Source organism: Burkholderia aenigmatica, assembly GCF_048627025.1.
GTDB lineage: Bacteria > Pseudomonadota > Gammaproteobacteria > Burkholderiales > Burkholderiaceae > Burkholderia > Burkholderia aenigmatica.
In genome coordinates this window covers 2,086,223-2,103,609 of the sequence record NZ_CP184469.1, presented here as the reverse complement: position 1 = coordinate 2,103,609, position 17,387 = coordinate 2,086,223, and the positions used below count along the sequence as shown (strand labels likewise).

17 protein-coding genes are annotated in these 17,387 nt (G+C 67.4%); 12 read left to right on the top strand and 5 right to left on the bottom strand.

What is annotated here, in order from left to right; translation table 11 throughout:
• The first annotated feature begins 16 nt into the window (after positions 1-16).
• From ACN8ZM_RS26340 to ACN8ZM_RS26325, 4 genes are all read left to right on the top strand, one after another.
• Positions 17-607, top strand: coding sequence for a phosphatase PAP2 family protein (locus ACN8ZM_RS26340; protein WP_043177918.1), 591 nt, complete (start codon positions 17-19; stop codon positions 605-607).
• Between the two features lie 441 nt (positions 608-1,048).
• Entirely contained in the window at positions 1,049-1,837 is a 789-nt protein-coding gene (locus ACN8ZM_RS26335) for an SDR family oxidoreductase (RefSeq protein WP_043177917.1), read from the top strand.
• A gap of 37 nt (positions 1,838-1,874) precedes the next feature.
• On the top strand, positions 1,875-2,891 hold the full coding sequence (locus ACN8ZM_RS26330) for an NADP-dependent oxidoreductase (protein ID WP_043177915.1): 1,017 nt from the start codon (positions 1,875-1,877) through the stop codon (positions 2,889-2,891).
• A gap of 207 nt (positions 2,892-3,098) precedes the next feature.
• Positions 3,099-3,614: a thioesterase gene (locus tag ACN8ZM_RS26325; RefSeq protein ID WP_420211179.1), complete on the top strand. Its 516-nt coding sequence runs from the start codon at positions 3,099-3,101 to the stop codon at positions 3,612-3,614.
• Between the two features lie 43 nt (positions 3,615-3,657).
• Here the strand turns inward: ACN8ZM_RS26325 and ACN8ZM_RS26320 are convergent, their stop codons facing one another.
• The 4 genes from ACN8ZM_RS26320 to ACN8ZM_RS26305 all read right to left on the bottom strand — a co-directional run bounded on the left by ACN8ZM_RS26320 (position 3,658) and on the right by ACN8ZM_RS26305 (position 8,165).
• Positions 3,658-4,710, bottom strand: coding sequence for an AI-2E family transporter (locus ACN8ZM_RS26320; protein WP_420211178.1), 1,053 nt, complete (start codon positions 4,708-4,710; stop codon positions 3,658-3,660).
• A gap of 251 nt (positions 4,711-4,961) precedes the next feature.
• Positions 4,962-5,546 (bottom strand): BPSL1445 family SYLF domain-containing lipoprotein, encoded by a 585-nt coding sequence (locus ACN8ZM_RS26315; RefSeq protein ID WP_089453450.1) that lies wholly within the window; start codon positions 5,544-5,546, stop codon positions 4,962-4,964.
• A gap of 64 nt (positions 5,547-5,610) precedes the next feature.
• Positions 5,611-5,997 (bottom strand): DUF883 family protein, encoded by a 387-nt coding sequence (locus tag ACN8ZM_RS26310; protein ID WP_043177905.1) that lies wholly within the window; start codon positions 5,995-5,997, stop codon positions 5,611-5,613.
• A gap of 332 nt (positions 5,998-6,329) precedes the next feature.
• Positions 6,330-8,165 carry an ExeM/NucH family extracellular endonuclease gene (locus tag ACN8ZM_RS26305; protein WP_420211177.1) on the bottom strand — a complete coding sequence of 612 codons (1,836 nt, stop codon included), beginning with the start codon at positions 8,163-8,165 and terminating at the stop codon, positions 6,330-6,332.
• A 203-nt stretch (positions 8,166-8,368) separates the two neighbouring features.
• Here ACN8ZM_RS26305 and ACN8ZM_RS26300 point away from each other — a divergent pair, with 203 nt between their 5' ends.
• From ACN8ZM_RS26300 to ACN8ZM_RS26265, 8 genes are all read left to right on the top strand, one after another.
• A complete protein-coding gene (locus ACN8ZM_RS26300) occupies positions 8,369-8,722 on the top strand; it encodes a YciI family protein (protein WP_034185206.1) in 354 nt (117 codons plus the stop codon).
• Positions 8,723-8,847: 125 nt separating this feature from the next.
• Positions 8,848-9,267, top strand: a complete 420-nt coding sequence (locus ACN8ZM_RS26295; RefSeq protein ID WP_420211176.1) for a YciI family protein — start codon at positions 8,848-8,850, stop codon at positions 9,265-9,267.
• A gap of 42 nt (positions 9,268-9,309) precedes the next feature.
• Positions 9,310-9,726, top strand: coding sequence for a VOC family protein (locus ACN8ZM_RS26290; protein WP_420211175.1), 417 nt, complete (start codon positions 9,310-9,312; stop codon positions 9,724-9,726).
• Positions 9,723-10,991: an RNA polymerase sigma factor gene (locus tag ACN8ZM_RS26285; protein WP_089443032.1), complete on the top strand. Its 1,269-nt coding sequence runs from the start codon at positions 9,723-9,725 to the stop codon at positions 10,989-10,991. Before ACN8ZM_RS26290 ends, ACN8ZM_RS26285 begins: the two co-directional genes overlap by 4 nt.
• A 345-nt stretch (positions 10,992-11,336) precedes the next feature.
• A complete protein-coding gene (locus ACN8ZM_RS26280) occupies positions 11,337-11,759 on the top strand; it encodes a rubrerythrin family protein (protein ID WP_043177896.1) in 423 nt (140 codons plus the stop codon).
• A gap of 123 nt (positions 11,760-11,882) precedes the next feature.
• On the top strand, positions 11,883-13,220 hold the full coding sequence (locus ACN8ZM_RS26275; protein WP_089453445.1) for a heterodisulfide reductase-related iron-sulfur binding cluster: 1,338 nt from the start codon (positions 11,883-11,885) through the stop codon (positions 13,218-13,220).
• Between the two features lie 31 nt (positions 13,221-13,251).
• A complete protein-coding gene (locus ACN8ZM_RS26270; RefSeq protein ID WP_420211174.1) occupies positions 13,252-13,833 on the top strand; it encodes a DUF3501 family protein in 582 nt (193 codons plus the stop codon).
• Between the two features lie 733 nt (positions 13,834-14,566).
• A complete protein-coding gene (locus tag ACN8ZM_RS26265) occupies positions 14,567-15,508 on the top strand; it encodes a transposase (protein ID WP_043177893.1) in 942 nt (313 codons plus the stop codon).
• A 126-nt stretch (positions 15,509-15,634) separates the two neighbouring features.
• Here ACN8ZM_RS26265 and ACN8ZM_RS26260 read toward each other — a convergent pair whose 3' ends face one another.
• On the bottom strand, positions 15,635-17,161 hold the full coding sequence (locus tag ACN8ZM_RS26260) for a mannose-1-phosphate guanylyltransferase/mannose-6-phosphate isomerase (protein ID WP_420211173.1): 1,527 nt from the start codon (positions 17,159-17,161) through the stop codon (positions 15,635-15,637).
• Positions 17,162-17,387 lie beyond the last annotated feature (226 nt).

Sequence of the window (17,387 nt, the reverse complement as noted above, 5' to 3'; positions counted from 1 at the left end):
TCGTCCGAAGTCCGTTATGTGGAGTGAAATCAGCAACATCGGCGATGCCGCGCTGACCCTGCCGATCGCGCTGACGTGCGCGGCGTGGCTCGCGCTGACCGACTGGCGCCTCGCCGCCCGCTGGGGCGTGCTGCTCGCCGCCGGCATGGGCCTCGTCGGCGCAACGAAGATCCTGTATGCCGGGTGCGGCATCGAGCTGCCGCAATTCGATTTCCGCGTGATCAGCGGCCATACGATGCTGTCGACGTCCGTATGGACGGTCGCACTGTCGATGCTGTGGCAGGCGTTCCGGCCGGGCAAGGCGCCCGGCATCGCGGCCGGGCTGGCCATCGGCGCGGTCACGGCCGTTGCGCGCGTGTTCGATCATTCGCACACCGTCCCGGAAGTGATCGTCGGCTGGATGCTCGGTGCGCTCGTCGCGCTGGTGTTCCTGCGCGGTTACGACGGCGCGCGGCAGCGTGCGTTCTCGCCGCGCGTCGCGGCCGTCTGCCTGCTGCTCGTGTCGGGCATTGCGTACGGGCACCGCGCGCCGTTCCAGCAAATGATCGATACTCATTCGCCGCAACTCTGCGCGTTCGTGCGCGCGCCGTCGGGCGACGGTTTCTGACGATAGCCTGCCGCGGCGCCCCGGCGCCGCTTGCTTGCCGCCGGCGTTCGCCCGGCGGTGCCACGATTCCACACCGCTTCATCTTCCCGAGCGCTTCCTCGCCCGCGCGGAACGCATCCCCCGTCATTCCCCGAATCATTGAATCAGCCGGCCCGTGCGCGCATGCCGGCAAACGAAGGTCATGAACCAGGTCTATGACCGGGCATAAGGAATATTCATTTCATCGATTGGCGCCATTCGCGTACGCTGGCTGTCGTTCAACCGGGGCCGGCTACCCGGCCTGCCCGGTGCGCGTCGCGTTCATCTCGATATACTCGCGGAAACCGTGCGGTGCCTCGTGAGGTCGAGGCACGGCCAACCGGTCCGCAGCGGCCGGAGCAGGCACGGCCAACCCGTCGCGGCAGCGGTTCGCGACGACGATTCACGATAGGAGCAGGTCACATGACAGTCGTTTCTTCGCGCCTTGCCGGCAAGTGCGCATACATCACGGGCGCCGCGGGCGGCCTCGGCCGCGCGATCGCGCGCCGGATGGTCGAGCAGGGCGCGCGCGTGTTCGTGACCGACATCGCCGACGCCGCGGTGCTCGACGCGTTCGCGCAGGAACTCAACGCGGGCCATGCGGCGCCGGTCGCGTTCGCCGCGACGCAGGACGTGCGCGACGAAGCGCGCTGGCAGGCGTTGCTCGCGCAGGCGGTCGATGCGATGGGCGGGCTGTCGGTGCTCGTCAACAACGCGGGCGTCGGCTCGATCGGCTCGCCCGCGCAGATCGAACTGGACGAATGGCGGCGCGTGATGGCGATCAACGTCGAGAGCATCGTGCTCGGCTGCAAGCATGCGCTGTCGTATCTGGCCGAGAGTCATCCCGCGTCGATCATCAACATCTCGTCGGTCGCCGCGTTCAAGGTCGAGCCGGATTTCACCGCGTACAACGCGTCGAAGGCGGCGGTCGCGTCGCTGACGAAGTCGGTCGCGATCGACTGCGCCCGCCGCGAGATCGACGTGCGCTGCAACTCGATTCACCCGGCGTTCATCCGCACGGGGATCGTCGAGCCGCTGTTCCAGTCGCTCGGCGAACGCGACGCCACGCGCAAGCTCGCGCGCGGCATTCCGCTGCGCCGGCTCGGCGAACCGGACGACGTCGCGCACGCGGCCGTGTATCTCGCATCCGACGAGAGCCGCTTCATGACGGCCGCCGAACTCGTGATCGACGGCGGCATGTGCGCGGTCTGACGCGCATCCCGAACAACAACGCCTGGAGGAGAACATCGTGTCGACACCCGTGAACCGCCAACTGCTGCTGAAGACGCGCCCGGAAGGGCGGGTCGGCCGCGAACACTTTTCGCTCGTCGAGACGCCGGTGCCGGCGCTCGCGGACGGCGAGGTGCTTGTGCGTGTGCTGTATCTGTCGATGGACCCGACCAACCGCGTGTGGATGAGCGACGTGCCGCAGTACCTACCGCCCGTCGCGATCGGCGAGGTGATGCGCGCGCTCGGCATCGGGCGCGTGGTCGCGTCGCGCCATGCGGGGTTCGCGGAAGGCGATCTCGTGCAGGGGCTGGTCGGCTGGCAGGACTATGCGGTCGTGCCGGCCGAGCAGGCCGCGCAACTCGTGAAGCTGCCCGCGCAGTCGGGCCTGCCGCTGCCGACGCTGCTCGGCGCGTGCGGGATGAGCGGGCTGACCGCTTACTACGGGCTGACGGACATCGCGCCGGTGCAGCCCGGCGAGACGCTCGTGGTATCGGCGGCGGCCGGCTCGGTCGGCTCGATTGCCGGGCAGATCGGCAAGATCCACGGCGCGCGCGTGGTCGGCATCGCGGGCGGTGCGGACAAGTGCCGCTACCTGACCGAGACGCTCGGCTTCGACGCGGCCGTCGACTACAAAGCCGACGATTTCCGACAGCAGCTGAAGGCGGCGACGCCGGACGGCGTGCACGTGAACTTCGAGAACGTCGGCGGCGAGGTGATGCGCGCGGTGCTGTCGCGGATGGTGATCGGCGGGCGCGTCGCGCTGTGCGGCGTGATCTCGAACTACAACAGCGGGCGCGCGGCGGATGACGTCGGCGTGCTGATCTCGAAGCGGCTGACGATGCGCGGCTTCCTGATCCTCGACTATCGCAAGAGCCGCGAGGCGGTGCAGACGCTCGCGGGCTGGCTGCGCGACGGCCGGCTCAAGGCCGAGGAGACGGTGGCGGACGGTCTCGAAAACGCGCCCGACGTGCTGAATCGCCTGTTCGACGGCGATCATCGCGGCAAGCTCGTGCTGCGCGTCGATCCAGACGCGTGACCGGCCCGCGGCACGGCGTGCGCGGCCGTTCGTGCGCCGCCGCGAGCGGGTGTCGAACGCGGTGCGTTCGATCGATCGTTTCTTAGTTTCGGACTTGTCCCATATATCGTCCGGGCTTCTCTCCCTAAAGTGACTGCCAGCAGACAGGCGGCGTGACCGATGCGTCACGCCGCCTTTTTTCTGGTCACGCGGCAGAGGAGAGGGAACATGCGAAACGACACGAAGCGGGCGGTATCGGTGGCGATGCGCAATCGAACGGTGCAGGGTGCCGGTGCCGTGCGGAGGATCGCGATCGGGCTGGGCGTGGCGTTCGCGATGTCGAATGCGGTGGCGGCCGGGCACGCCGCGTCAGGCGGCATCGTGCGGTTCACCGGCGCGCTCGTCGATTGCTACGACGTGACGCTCGATGCGCGGTCGCGCGTGGTGGTCGAGGGACGAGAGCGGGCGAACGGCGAGGTGGCGGCAACGCTGCGATTCGATGCGCATGGCCGGCGTTTGCCGGGTGCCCATGTAGCGCTGGTCGCGCCCGACGGCGCGCCGTTCGCGCCGGATGTCGCTGCGGGTGTGCGTGCAACCTGGCGCGATGCACACGACGATCGAAGCGTGCCGCTGGTATCGGGCCGTACGTATCGCGTGGGGCCGTATGGCGGTGTGATGAGGCTGGCGGTGGATGAAGAAACGGGCGCCGTGGCGCCCGTCGTGATCCGCATTCGTCATCCGTGACGGCGAATGTCCGCCGATGCGCGGCACGTGGCCGCGCGGCGTGTCATTCGGCCTGTTCCGCGCGTGCGTAGATGTCCCAGCTCGCCATGAACAGCGCGGCGACGAGCGGCCCGATCACGAAGCCGGTGATGCCGAACAGCGCCATCCCGCCGAGCGTCGAAATCAGCACGACCCAGTCGGGCATCTTCGTATCCTTGCCGACGAGGATCGGGCGCAGCAGGTTGTCGACGAGGCCGATCACGCCGACGCAGAACGCGACGAGGATCGCGCATTTCCACACCGCGCCGATCATCAGGAAGTAGAGCGCGGCCGGCACCCATACGAGGCTCGCGCCGATCGCGGGCAGCAGCGACAGGAACGCCATCAGCGCGCCCCACAGCACGACGCCTTCGATCCCGAGGATCCAGAAGATCAGGCCGCCGAGCGCACCCTGCACGAGCGCGACCGCGATGTTGCCCTTCACGGTCGCGCGCACGACCGTCGTGAATTTCGCCAGCAGCAGGTTCTTGTGCTCGTCGTCAAGCGGCAATGCGCGGTGCACGCGACGGCCGATCTCGCCGCCGTCGCGCAGCAGGAAGAACACCATGTACAGCATCACGCCGAAGCTCACGACGAACTGGAACGTGTTCTGGCCGATGCTGAGTGCCTGCGCTGCCGCGAGCTGGCTGATCTGCGCGGCGCCATCGGTCAGTCTCTTCTGGATGCCCGGGAGGTTGCTCAGCCCGTATTTCTGCAGCAGGTGCTGGATCGACGACGGCAGCGCGTGGATGATGTCCTGGAAGTATTGCGAATAGTTAGGCTGCGCGGTCTTGATTTCCTGGTACACGTACGCGATTTCCTGCACGAGCGTCGCGGCGACGAACACGAGCGGCAGGATCACGATCAGGACGATCAGCGACAGCGTCACGAGCGCGGCCAGGTTGCGCCGCTTGCCGAAGCGCGCGGCGAGCCAGCGCTGCACGGGCTGGAACAGGATCGCGAGAATGGTGCCCCAGAACACCGCACCGGAAAACGGCGCGAGGATCCAGCAGAGTCCGACGGTGACCGCGGCCAGCAGGAAATAGAAGAATTTTTGGTGGTCGTGTCCGCTTTCCATGGATGACATTCGCGCAGATTGATGCGTGGTTTGATTGAATCTCGTTGTCCCGCGCGCGATCGGTTCGCGATCGTCACGGGTTCGCGGCGAAACGCGCCGCGGGGCGGCCGTCCGCCGGTCGGCTCGATCCGGAGTATGCCCGCAAAGGTGCCGCCATCATAGCCGCTGCGCGCGGCACATGCGAAAACGCCGCGGCCGGGGCCGCGGCGCTGCCGGGAAGCCGACGCGGCGCAACACCGCGTGTCGCATCGTCAGATATTGAGCTTCGTGACCTTGGTGCCGTTCACCGACAGGTCGCCCATCAGGCCGGCGTTGGTCAGGACCAGCACCTCGACCGGTGCGGTGGCCGTGGTCGTATCGACCGCGCCGTTCGCGCCGACCTTCACGACCGCGACCGATGCGTCGGCGCCGGCGGCCCAGCCTTCGGACTTGCGGAACGAGTCGAGCGCGTCCTGCGTCATGAACAGGAACACGATCGCCTTCGATTGCGCGCCGGCCTGCAGGCCGACCGACAGCGACGACGTGTTGTAGTAGCCGACCGTGCTGCCGCCGACGCGCAGCGCGCCGTTGCCGGACTGGCCGCCGACGATGAAGCCGGCCTGCAGCACGCTCGGGAACACGAGCACGCCGCGCGATTTCCCGACGAGTTCACGCGAACCCGGCACCGTCGAATAGAGGCGCGACAGCGTCGCGTTGACGCTGGCGTCGATCGACTGGCGCTTCGACGCGCTGGCCGCGGCGCCTTCCGGTTTGTCCGGGGTGGTCGTGCAGCCGGCGAGCGCGAGGCCGCCGAGCAGGACGGCGGCGGCGGCTTTCATGGCAAAGGTCTTCTGCATGGCGTTTCTCCTTCGTTATCTGATTGAGGACGGACGGTGCGGGCAGCGGAGCGGCCGGCCCCGTTCAACGGCGGGCAAGGAGCAGGCCCGCAACGAACGCGAGGCCGGCGACGACGCCGGCGGTTTGCCACGGGTTGTCGTGCACGACCTGCGACACGCGTTCGGCCGAATCGCGCAGCCGGGCCGCCGCGCTGCCCGACGCATGGTCGAGCGCGCTGCGCGCTTCATCGAGCCTGGATTGCACGCGCTTGCGCAGCGCGGCGATATCGCCGTCGCCGTCGTTTTTCAGCAGATCTTCGAGTTCGTCGACCAGCCCGCGCAGATCGTCGGTGACGTCGGCATGCAGGTCGCGGGCGGCCGAGCGCGTCGTGCGGCCCACGCGCCGGCCCGTGCGACGAATGTCGGCGAGGCCGCGATCCAGCTTGTGTTCAATCGAGTCGGTGAGCGCCATGGTGTTTATCCTCCTTCGATTCAAGGCAAATTTGAAGATAAGACGAATCCCAGCAACTTATGTGATTCACGTGGCCCAATTTTGTTTCGAGACAAATTTTCAATTCGTCGGCAGGATCGCCGCGAAGCCCCGCCACATGGGGCGGCACGGCGGTTGAAAAAAATTCGCATGCCGGGCGAAGCGGCGTATCGGGCTGCCGTACGCGGTGAAAGCCTGGTAAATATGGCGTCGCCAGGGTGGTTCGGTAAATAGTGCCGTTGCAGGCCTTGTGCTGATGCAAATGCACTAGTCGATGCTGTGTGGACGCGCACGGTTCGTGCCCGCGGCCGCCCCTATGCGCTGTCGCCAAGCGCGACGTCGATCACGACGGGATCGTGGTCCGATGAGCGGTACGCGTCGGGTGCGTAATAGGACGACCGTTGCGCGGACGTTTTGTAATCGGGCAAGGGTTGCAGGGCCACCGGTTCGTCGGCGTTGATGTGCCAGACGTGCACGGCTTTCACGCGCGCGGCGAGTGAAGGCGTGGCGAGCGCGTGGTCGAGGTTGCCCGCTTCGCCGTGAAATACGTAGCTGTACGCAGCATCGCCGCCGAAGCGGGCAACCAGGTTCGCGTAGCCGCGCGATTCGAGCGCGCGAACCGGATCTTCCTTCGCGTAGCTGTTCAGGTCGCCGATCAGCAATATGCCGTCGGCCGCGGTGCCTGTCGGCGACGTGGCGAGCCAGTCGGCGACGCGCGCGGCGGCCTGCGTGCGCGCTGCGTTCCAGCAGCCCTGGCCGTCCGACTGGTCGCGATCGGCGCCGGTCGCGTTCGGGCAGTTCTTCGATTTCAGGTGATTGACCGCGACCGCGAAGGCGCGCGAGCCGCCGATGCGCCGGAATGTCTGCGCAAGCGGCGGGCGGTGCCGGCCGCCGAGCGCGACGGTCGCCGCGCGCCCGGCCGGCTCGACCGTGCGGCTGTCGTACAGCAGCGCGACCGCGATCGTATCGAGGCCGAGCCGCGCGGTGCCGGGCTCGACCGCACGCCAGCCGTCGCCAAGTTGCGCGGCGAGACGCCGCACGGCGCTCGCGTCGCCGTAGCCGTTGTTCGCGATTTCCATCAGCCCGATCACGTCGGCACGCAACGCGCGCAATGCCGCGACGATCTTCGCCTCCTGCCGCGCGAACGCGGCGGGTGTTTTCGCGCCGCGGTTGGCCGGGGCATCGAATCCGCCGCCTGTCCCGTCGCCGTTGAAATAGTTGAATACGTTGAACGACACGATGCGCACGTCGGCAGCGGGATGCCGGGCCGGCGCATCGGTACGCGGGTTCGCGGCGGCATCGAACACCGGTGCCGCACCGGCAACCGGTTGCAGCCGCCACGCGCCGTGGCGCAGTTCGAGCACGCCTTCGACGCCGCGCACCGTGTAGCCCGCGCGCAGCGTGTTGGCGGCACTCAGCGCGGGCGGCGGATAGCGCACGGTCGCGGGATCGCGGCGGTTCGAGCCGTCGTCGAGCACGATGCGGTTGCGTGCGTTGGCGGCCGCGAGCGCGACGGCCTCGGCCGGCGGTGCGACGTGGGTCGGGATGCGCAGCCGGCCGTTGCTGAGGACGATGCTGCCGTAGCGGCCGAGTTCGTGCGTGTCGCTGACCGTCAGCGTTTGCGGCAGGCGCACCCGCATGCCTTCATGTGCGGCCAGCACGGCGGGCGTGGCGACCGGCAGCGTGAGTGTTGCCGGTGTGACCGTCTGTTCGCGTGCGCAGACGGTCATGCCGCCCGACAGCGTGAATTGCGTCCGGCCGTATCGCTCGTCGACGCGGCCCGTGAGATGCACGAGATCGCCAGCCTTCGCGCGCGCGTTCGGTGCGTACACGAACACGCCTTCCGGGACGCCCGGCCGGTGCCGTCGCTGCGCGTCGGCCTGCTGGACGAAGAAGCCGCCCAGGCCGTCGGCGCCGCCGAATGCCGCGGTGACGACCGCTTCAATCGAAGTGGTTCGGCCGGAAAGCGGCGACGGGCCACCGGCGCCGCGGAGGTCGGCAATCGGCGTGGTTGCGCCGCCGCAGCCGGCGCTGATAGGCGGTGTGGCCGCGGCCGGCCGGGCGAAGAGGGTGGCGGACGCGGCGGGGGCGAAGAGGGTGGCCAGGGCGATGAACGGTGCAACGACAAGCGGCGCAAGCAGGCGTGACATGGGGCGGTCCACAGGAAGAAAATCCGAAGGTTCGGGAAGGCATCTTGACGGCAAAATGTCAGGAAGCGGCCGAAATGGCCGTCCGGCCAGTACCGATTGGCCGACGATGCAAGCCACCCGGCGGCTGCTACGCTTTTGCATCGGTCGGCGCATCCCGATCGCGCAGCGCACGCTGCCGCGCCCCGTTCCCACAGGAGAAATCCATGTCTTACATGCTGTTGATTGTCGAGCCGACCGACCAGCGCGCCGAACGCACGCTCGACGAAGGTCAGGCGCTGTACGCGCGGATGGTCGATTTCGCCGAGACGCTGAAGGCGCGCGGCGTGCTGCGCGGCGTCGAGTCGCTGGAGCGTTCCGAGCGCGGGACGCGCGTGCAGGTGCGCGACGGCGAGACGCGCCTGCTCGACGGCCCGTTCGCGGAGGCGAAGGAGATGGTCGGCGGCTTCTTCCTCGTCGACGTCGACACGCGCGAGGAGGCGATCGAGATCGCGCGCCAGTGCCCGGCTGCGCAATGGTGCACGGTCGAGGTGCGCGCGGTCGGCCCGTGCTTCCTGTGAAGGTCGCGACTCGGTAGATACCCTGATCTGTCGCGGAATGTGTCGATCCGGCCGTCTTCCGGCCGTCGTCCGGATAAGGCGCCGAAGAACGGGCGCCGCCTGCCACCGATGACAAGGAGTCAACGATGCGATTCATGATCATGATCCGGGCGAACGCCGTCAGCGAGTCCGACGCGCTGCCCGACAACCGGCTGGTCGAGGCCATGACCGTCTATCACGAGGAACTGGCCAGGGCCGGCGTGCTGCTCGACGCAAACGGGCTGCGACCGAGCGCGAGCGGCTGGCGCGTGCGCTACACGGGCGGCCAGGGCACGGTGGTCGACGGCCCGTTCGCCGAAACGAAGGAACTGATCGCCGGCTATACGCTGATCCAGGTGCGTTCGCGCGAAGAAGCGCTCGAATGGACGCGCCGGTTTCCCGCGCCGTTCGGCGCCGAGATGGATTGCGAGATCGAGGTGCGGCCGCTGTTCGAGCTTGACGACCTCACGCCGAGCGACGCGGTCGAGCGGTTTCGCGAACTCCACGTCGGCCGCACCGGCGCCTGATTGATTGCCCACCTGAATCCAACCTCACCGGGAGTACCCGACATGCACAAGATGGTCTTCATCAACCTGCCCGTGGCCGACCTGCCGCGTTCGAAGGCGTTCTACCAGGCGCTCGGCTTCGAGGTCGTGCCGGCCTATACCAACGAACAGGCCGCCTGCATCAAGATCAGCGACACGATCTTCGCGATGCTGCTCGTGCGACCGTTCTTCCAGACGTTTACCGGCAAGACCATCATCGATCCGGCGACGCAGGTGCAGGTGTTGTCGTGCCTGTCGTGCGAAAGCCGCGCCGAGGTCGACGCAATCGTCGCGAAGGCGCTGGCGGCCGGCGGGTCCGCACCGCAAGCGCCGCGCGAGTACCCGAACATGTACGGTCACGGGTTCGACGATCCGGACGGCCATGCATGGGAGCTGATGGCCATGCCGCTGGATGCGTCCGCCCAGGGGCAGGCGTCGTGACGCGTGAGGCGACTCACCGTGCGATCGAAGCGGTCTGGCGGATCGAGGCGCCCAAGATCATCGCGCGCGCCGCGCGCGTGGTGCGCGACGTCGGCGTGGCCGAGGAGCTGGCGCAGGACACGCTCGTCGCGGCGCTCGAGCACTGGCCCGTCGACGGCGTGCCCGACAACCCGGCCGCCTGGCTGATGACGGCCGTGAAGCGTCGCGCGCTCGACCGTGTGCGCCAGGAGTCGCTCCATGCGGCCAAGCGCGACCAGCTCGGCCACGAGATGGACGCGCTCGAAGCGCATGTCGTCCCCGACATCGCGGAGGCGCTTGCCGACGCGAGCGACGACGACATCGGCGACGATCTGCTGCGGCTGATCTTCACGTCGTGCCACCCGGTGCTGTCGACCGATGCGCGCGTCGCGCTGACGCTGCGGCTGCTCGGCGGGCTGACGACGGGCGAGATCGCGCGTGCGTTCCTGACGCCCGAGCCGACGATCGCGCAGCGGATCGTGCGCGCCAAGCGCACGCTCGCGGCGGCGCACGTGCCGTTCGAGGTGCCGGCCGCCGATGCGCGGCCCGCGCGGCTCGCGTCGGTGCTCGAAGTGATCTATCTCGTGTTCAACGAAGGCCATGCGGCGACCTCGGGCGACGACTGGACCCGCCCGGCTCTGTGCGACGAGGCGTTGCGGCTCGGTCGCGTGCTGGCGGGGCTGGCGCCGGACGAAAGCGAGGTGCTCGGGCTCGTCGCGCTGATGGAACTGCAGGCGTCGCGCATGCATGCGCGCACCGACGCGCAGGGCCGGCCCGTGCTGCTGCTCGACCAGGATCGCAGCCGCTGGGATCCGCTGCTGATCCGGCGCGGCCTCGCGGCGCTCGAACGCGCGACGAAGCTCGGCGGCGTACGCGGGCCGTATGCGCTGCAGGCCGCGCTGGCCGCCTGCCATGCGCGCGCGCGGCATGCGTCGGATACGGACTGGGCGCAGATCGTCGCGCTGTATGACGCGCTCGCCGAAGTCGCGCCGTCGCCCGTCGTCGAACTGAATCGCGCGGTGGCCGTCGGGATGGCGTTCGGGCCCGCTGCGGCGCTCGAACTCGTCGACGCGCTGCGCGACGATCCCGCGCTCGCGCGCTATCACTGGCTGCCGAGCGTGCGCGGCGACCTGCTGGCGAAGCTTGGCCGCGCCGACGAGGCCAAGGCCGAATTCCGCCGCGCGGCGGAACTGACGCGCAACGAGCGCGAACGCGAATTGCTGCTCAGGCGCGCGACGGACGCGTGACGCACGCAGGACGCACGCAGGACGCACGCAGCCCGCACGGATGCACGGACGCAGCCCGAAGCCCGAGGCCCGAGGCCCGAAGGGCGCAGCCCGCAGGACGCCCGCCTGCGGCGCACCGTGCGCCGGGCTCCATGCACTGATGTACCGAGCGCGCCCGGCCGCACGCCCCGCGCGTCGCATCCCACCCGGCACTATCGCCCGGATTGAAAAAGCCTATTGGGGGATGCGAACGCGAGCGCCTAGATTGAAGAGCACGATGCGCGCGCCCCGGCACACGCATCGTTCCCCACATACCTGATCGGCCCGGCTTCGCATGCGGCCGCGCCGACTCGAACGGAGGCGCAAATGGCTCAACTCAAGGGCAGCAAAACCGAAGAGAACCTGAAGGCCGCATTCGCGGGCGAATCGCAGGCGAACCGGCGCTATCTGTATTTCGCTTCGAAGGCTGACGTCGAAGGCCAGAACGACATCGCCGCGCTGTTCCGCTCGACCGCCGAAGGCGAAACCGGCCATGCGCACGGCCACCTCGAATACCTGGAAGCCGTCGGCGATCCGGCCACGGGCTTGCCGTTCGGTTCGTCGCGGCAGAATCTCGAATCGGCGATCGCCGGCGAAACGCACGAATACACCGACATGTATCCGGGCATGGCGAAGGCGGCGCGCGACGAAGGCTTCGACGAAATCGCGAACTGGTTCGAGACGCTCGCGAAGGCTGAACGCAGCCACGCGAACCGCTATACGAAGGCGCTGGACAGTCTCGTCGACTGACGGGCCGCCGCGGGTCGCACGGCAGGCGGTGCGATCGGCAAGCGGCCGGCTGTTCGTTCATCGCTGCCCGCATCGCGCGGGCGGCGCTGGCGCGCATGCGCGCCACGCTGGATGGAGCGCCCCATGCCCCACAAGGAAGGCAGTCTCGAAGCCCCGACCCGGCATCCGCTCGACTGGCAGTCCGAAGCGTTCTACGACCAGGCCGCGATCGATGCGGAAATGACGCGCGTGTTCGACATCTGCGCCGGATGCCGGCGCTGCGTGTCGTTGTGCGGCGCGTTTCCGACGCTGTTCGATCTGGTCGACGACACGCCGATGGGCGATATCGAGGAGGTGCCGAAGGACGCGTTCGGCAAGGTCGTCGACCAGTGCTACCTGTGCGACCTCTGCTACATGACGAAATGTCCGTACGTGCCGCCGCACGCGTGGAACGTCGACTTCCCGCACCTGATGCTGCGCGGCAAGGCCGCGCGCTACAAGCGCGGCGAAGCGACGCTGCGCGACAAGGTGCTGTCGAACACCGATGCGCTCGGCCATTTCGCCGGCATTCCGATCGTCACGCAGGCGGTGAACGCGGTGAACCGCACGCCGCCCGCGCGCCATGCGCTCGAAGCGGCGCTCGGCGTCGATCGCGATGCATGGCTGCCGGAATTCGCGCCGCGCAAGTTCCGGCGCACGGCGAAGCCCTCGGACGGCCTGCCCGTGCGCGACGGCGAACGCACGCCCGGCAAGGTCGCGATCTACGCGACGTGCTACGTGAATTTCAACGAGCCGGGCATCGGTCACGACCTGCTCGCGATCCTCGCGCACAACGAGATCCCGTACGAACTCGTCACGCGCGAAGCCTGCTGCGGGATGCCGCTGCTCGAGCAGGGCAACCTCGCCGGCGTGGCCGCGAAGAAGGCCGTGAACCTGCCCGTGCTCGAACGCTATGCGCGCGAAGGCTATGCGCTGATCGGCGCGATCCCGAGCTGCGTGCTGATGTACAAGAGCGAGCTGCCGCTGATGTTCCCCGGCGACGAAGCCGTGCGCGCGGTGGCCGACGCATTCTGGGATCCGTTCGAGTACGTGATCGCGCGCCATCGCGACGGACTGCTGAAGACCGATTTCAAGACGGGCCTCGGCACCGTGTCGTATCACGTGCCATGCCACGCGCGCGTGCAGAACATCGGCCGCAAGACGGCTGACGCGCTGTCGCTCGTGCCCGATACGCGCGTGAATGTCGTCGAGCGCTGCTCGGGCCATGCGGGCACCTTTGGCGTGAAGAAGGAATTCCATGCGGACGCGATGCGGATCGGCGGGCCCGTGTTCAAGGCGATGGCCGAGCCGCAGCCGGATTTCGTGTCGTCGGACTGCGCGCTGGCCGGCCATCACATCGTGCAGGGCATCGACGACAAGGGGCTGCCGTCCGCGCCGCTCGCGCATCCGCTTACGCTGCTGCGCCGTGCGTACGGCATCTGAGCCGCCGCCGGCCGACCCACGAGGACCTCCCATGACGTTGACCCGCGACTCCCTGCTGACGCTCGAAGCGTACGCAAAGATCCGCAAGGCCGAACACGCGCGGCTCGTCGCGTACAAGCGCCGCCGCGCGGTGGCGCTCGGCAATCACCTGCGCTTCCTGTTCGAGGACGAGACGACGATCCGCTACCAGATCCAGGAGATGCTGCACATCGAGAAGATCTTCGACCAGGCGGGCATCGAAGGGGAGCTGGAAGCGTATCTGCCGCTCGTGCCCGACGGCACGAACCTGAAGGCGACGATGCAGATCGAGTACGAGCACGAGATCGAACGGCGCGCGGCGCTCGCGCGGCTGATCGGCGTCGAGGATCGCGTGTACCTGCAGGTCGACGGGTACCCCGGCGTCTACGCGATCGCCGACGAGGATCTCGAGCGCGACAACGCCGAGAAGACGTCGGCCGTGCACTTCGTGCGCTTCGAGTTCGGCGCGCCGATGCGTGCGGCGCTCAAGGGCGGGGCGGCGCTGTCGATCGGCTGCGATCACCCGGCCTACACGATGCCGGCGCAGCGGGTGGACGCGGACGTGACCGCATCGCTGGCCGGCGATCTGCGCTGACGCGTCCGCTGCGCATCCGGCACGACCTGCGCACCGTTTTCCGTTTTTCCGTTCCGACCCGAAACAGGATTTCCGCAGACGATGCGGCGCTGTCGCGCGCCTGCCGCCGCCAAGATGTAACAGACGTCACGAGTTTGCATGTGGCGAAAAACGTGCATCGCGCGTCGCCGTGCTTTCATCACCCGCAGAGAAACAATAAAAAGATTGTGCACGGAGATAATTAAAATCGGCAGAATTTGAATGATTTACCGATTCGTGAATATCTTGTTACGCTTTTTCCCCTGATTTACCGATGTCGGGCAGCAATGCGCCGGATTGTTGCCGGCAGGGGTCGGAGCGGCCCGAAAATGCACATAAAAAGCTATTCTTCATACGCTGCAGAGCCCCGCCAGACGGGGCTTTCCAGCGACGGGCATAAAGATCTCGCAAAAAAATTCATGCGTAAATACATTACGCATCCATGGCTGGTTGTTTCAGTGCGTAACATTAAGTCATTGTCATATTGAGATTAACCCTAGGGATGGTATGCTTCGTGCACAAAAATTCCCACATTGGAGTGAGACCGTGATTTGTGCGTCATAGCCGGGAATCGCGGCACCGTGAAAGTGCGGTGCGGCACCGGCATGCACAACCCCGGATAACCATAATGTGCAACCTGGCCGCCCCGCGACGCGATGTGTCGCGACGGCGCCGCCAATCGCAGCCCCGGCCTGGCTGCGTGGAGAGATCTACTATGTTCTTCGATGAGCTTAACGATGAAGAGTGGTTTCGTCTTTCAACGCTGATCGCCGATGAACCCATCCGGCTGAACCGTCGTGGGCGTCCACGCGCCGAACCGCGCGTCGTTGCCAATGCGGTGCTCTGGATCCTGACGACCGGTGAAGCCTGGTCGAAGCTGCCCGGTCGTTACCCGTCCGGGCCGACGTGCCGTCGCCGCTACGAAGAGTGGCTCGCGTCCGGCACGCTGCTGCAGATGATCGACGTGCTGACCCAGTTCAGCGGGCGCACGTTCGCGTATATCCCGCCGCCGCCGGTGCCGGTCGTGCCCGCGCGTCGTGCCGAGCCCGTGCCCGACAACGACCGTTTGCGCGGCGTGTTCTGGCAAAACCCCGAATCGTGGCAATTGCCGGTCGCGCAGGCAAACGTTTGGGAGGGCGAGGGCGCGTCGCTGAGCGCGATGCCGGTCGACGAAGTGGTCGATCCGTCGGCCGCGTCGTTCACGGTGCCGGGCGCACCGTCGACGGAGTTGCGCCATGCGCATGCGTCGTCGGCGAGCTTCGCCGCGGCCGAACCGCAAGTCGACGAATATCGCGGCTATACGATCTGCGGTATCGCGCAGCCCGTGCAGAACCTGATGTATCGCGCGTGGGCCGAGATTACGCGGGACGACCGGCGCGTCGAGCGCTCGGGCCTCATCGGCCCGCGCTTCACCGATGCCGAGGAAGCCGAGCAGTTCGCGCTCGACTGGGCGCGCCAGTGGATCGATCGCCATGGCGCGAGCGACGAACCGGTGCGCGAGCCGCAAGGCGAGGTGCTGGCCGGCCTGTCCGCGCTTGCGCGTGCGGAGTCGGACATCAAGCGCTTCATCGCCGAGCGTCATGCGGGCGCGCTGTCCGAAAGCCGCAACGATCCGGTGCAGTCGGAGCGTCGCGAATACGTGTACCGCGTAGGCTGATCGCCGTTCCGATGCAACGCGCGGGCGGTCGTGTGCCACGACGCCCGCGCGGAAATTCCGTCTTTCCATGTCTGCCTTGCCCGGGGCGCCGCTGTCGAAGCGGCGCCCCGGGCATACCACGCGTTGTTACTGCCGGCCGTAGGTATCGTCGAAGCGGACGATGTCGTCCTCGCCGAGATACGCGCCCGACTGCACCTCGATCAGCTCGAGCGGCATCTTGCCCGGGTTCTCCAGGCGGTGCGACACGCCGAGCGGGATGTACGTCGATTCGTTTTCCGACAGCAGGAACGTTTCGTCGCCGCGCGTGATGCGCGCGGTGCCGCGCACGACGATCCAGTGTTCGGCGCGGTGGTGGTGCATCTGCAGCGACAGTCGCGCACCCGGCTTCACGACGATGCGTTTCACCTGGAAGCGTTCGCCCATGTCGACCGAGTCGTAGTGGCCCCACGGGCGATGGACCTTGCGGTGATCGGCAGCTTCCGCGCCGCGTTGCGCCTTGATTAGCCCGACGATTTTCTTCACGTCCTGCACGCGCGACTTGTCCGCGACCAGCACGGCGTCGGGCGTTTCGACGACGACGAGGTTCTGCGTGCCGACGCAGGCGACGAGCCGGCTTTCCGAATGCGCGAACGTCGATTCCGCGCCTTCGAGCAGCACGTGCCCGCGGCCGACGTTACCGGCTTCGTCCTTCGGCGAGATCTGCCAGATCGCGTCCCACGAGCCGACGTCCGACCAGCCCGCGTCGAGCGGCACGACGACGCTCTCGCACAGTTGCGGCAGGGTCGCGAGCGGCTCCATCACCGCGTAGTCGATCGAATTCGACGGCGACGCGGCGAATGCGTCGCGATCGACGCGGAAGAAATCGCCATCGGCCTTGCCCTGGGCGACGGCCTGTTCGCAGGCTGCGTAGATCGCCGGTTCGAGCTGGCGGATCGCTTTCAGCCAGACCGACGCGCGAACGATGAAGATCCCGCTGTTCCACCAGTATTCGCCCGATGCGACGTACTGCTGAGCGAGTTCGAGATGCGGCTTCTCGACGAAACGGTCGAGGCGGCGCACGTCGAGGCTGCCCGTTCCGGCATCGCCGAGCGGCGCGCCGACGCGGATGTAGCCGTAGCCGGTTTCCGCGTGCTTGGGGACGATGCCCATCGTCGCGATCTTGCCTTGCATCGCGCAGTGCACGCCGGCTGCGACAGCCGCGTGAAAGCGCGGCAGGTCGGCGACTGCATGGTCGGCCGGCATCACGGTCATCACCGCATCGTTGCCGCCGGCGACGAGCCGCAGGGCGGCGAGCGTCAGCGCGGGCGCGGTGTCGCGGCCGATCGGCTCGAGCATGATCGATGCCGATTTGCCGGTCAGGCGCAGCTGTTCGGCGGTCGTGAAGCGGTGATCCTCGCCGCATACGATCAGCACGTCGTCGTTCAGCGGATAGGCGGCCGTCAGGCCGTCGAGGCGCAGCGCGGTCGACTGCAGCAGCGAATGTTCGCCGAGCAGGCCGATCAGCTGTTTTGGAAAACGTTCGCGCGACATCGGCCACAGGCGCGTGCCGGAACCGCCGGCGAGAATCACCGGTTGCACGGCGACGCGCGTGCCGGCGGCGGGCGCGGTGGAAGAAGAATGGCGCGTTTCGGCAGCCACGGCCGGAGCATTCATGAGGACACTCTCCACGGTTGAAGTCAGTGCCTATCTTTGTAGCACGAAGTAAATCGACAATAAAACCGGGTCCATTGTTTGATATTCGCCAGGCATTCATCAGGAAGAATTTTCCGCGCTAGCATCCGATGCAAATAAAAAAATAAAAAATAAATCGGGGAATCGGCCGGTCTTGACCGCCCGCAAAGGGTGCGCGGAAATCGTAAAGGTTCCGAAAAATTCCCGA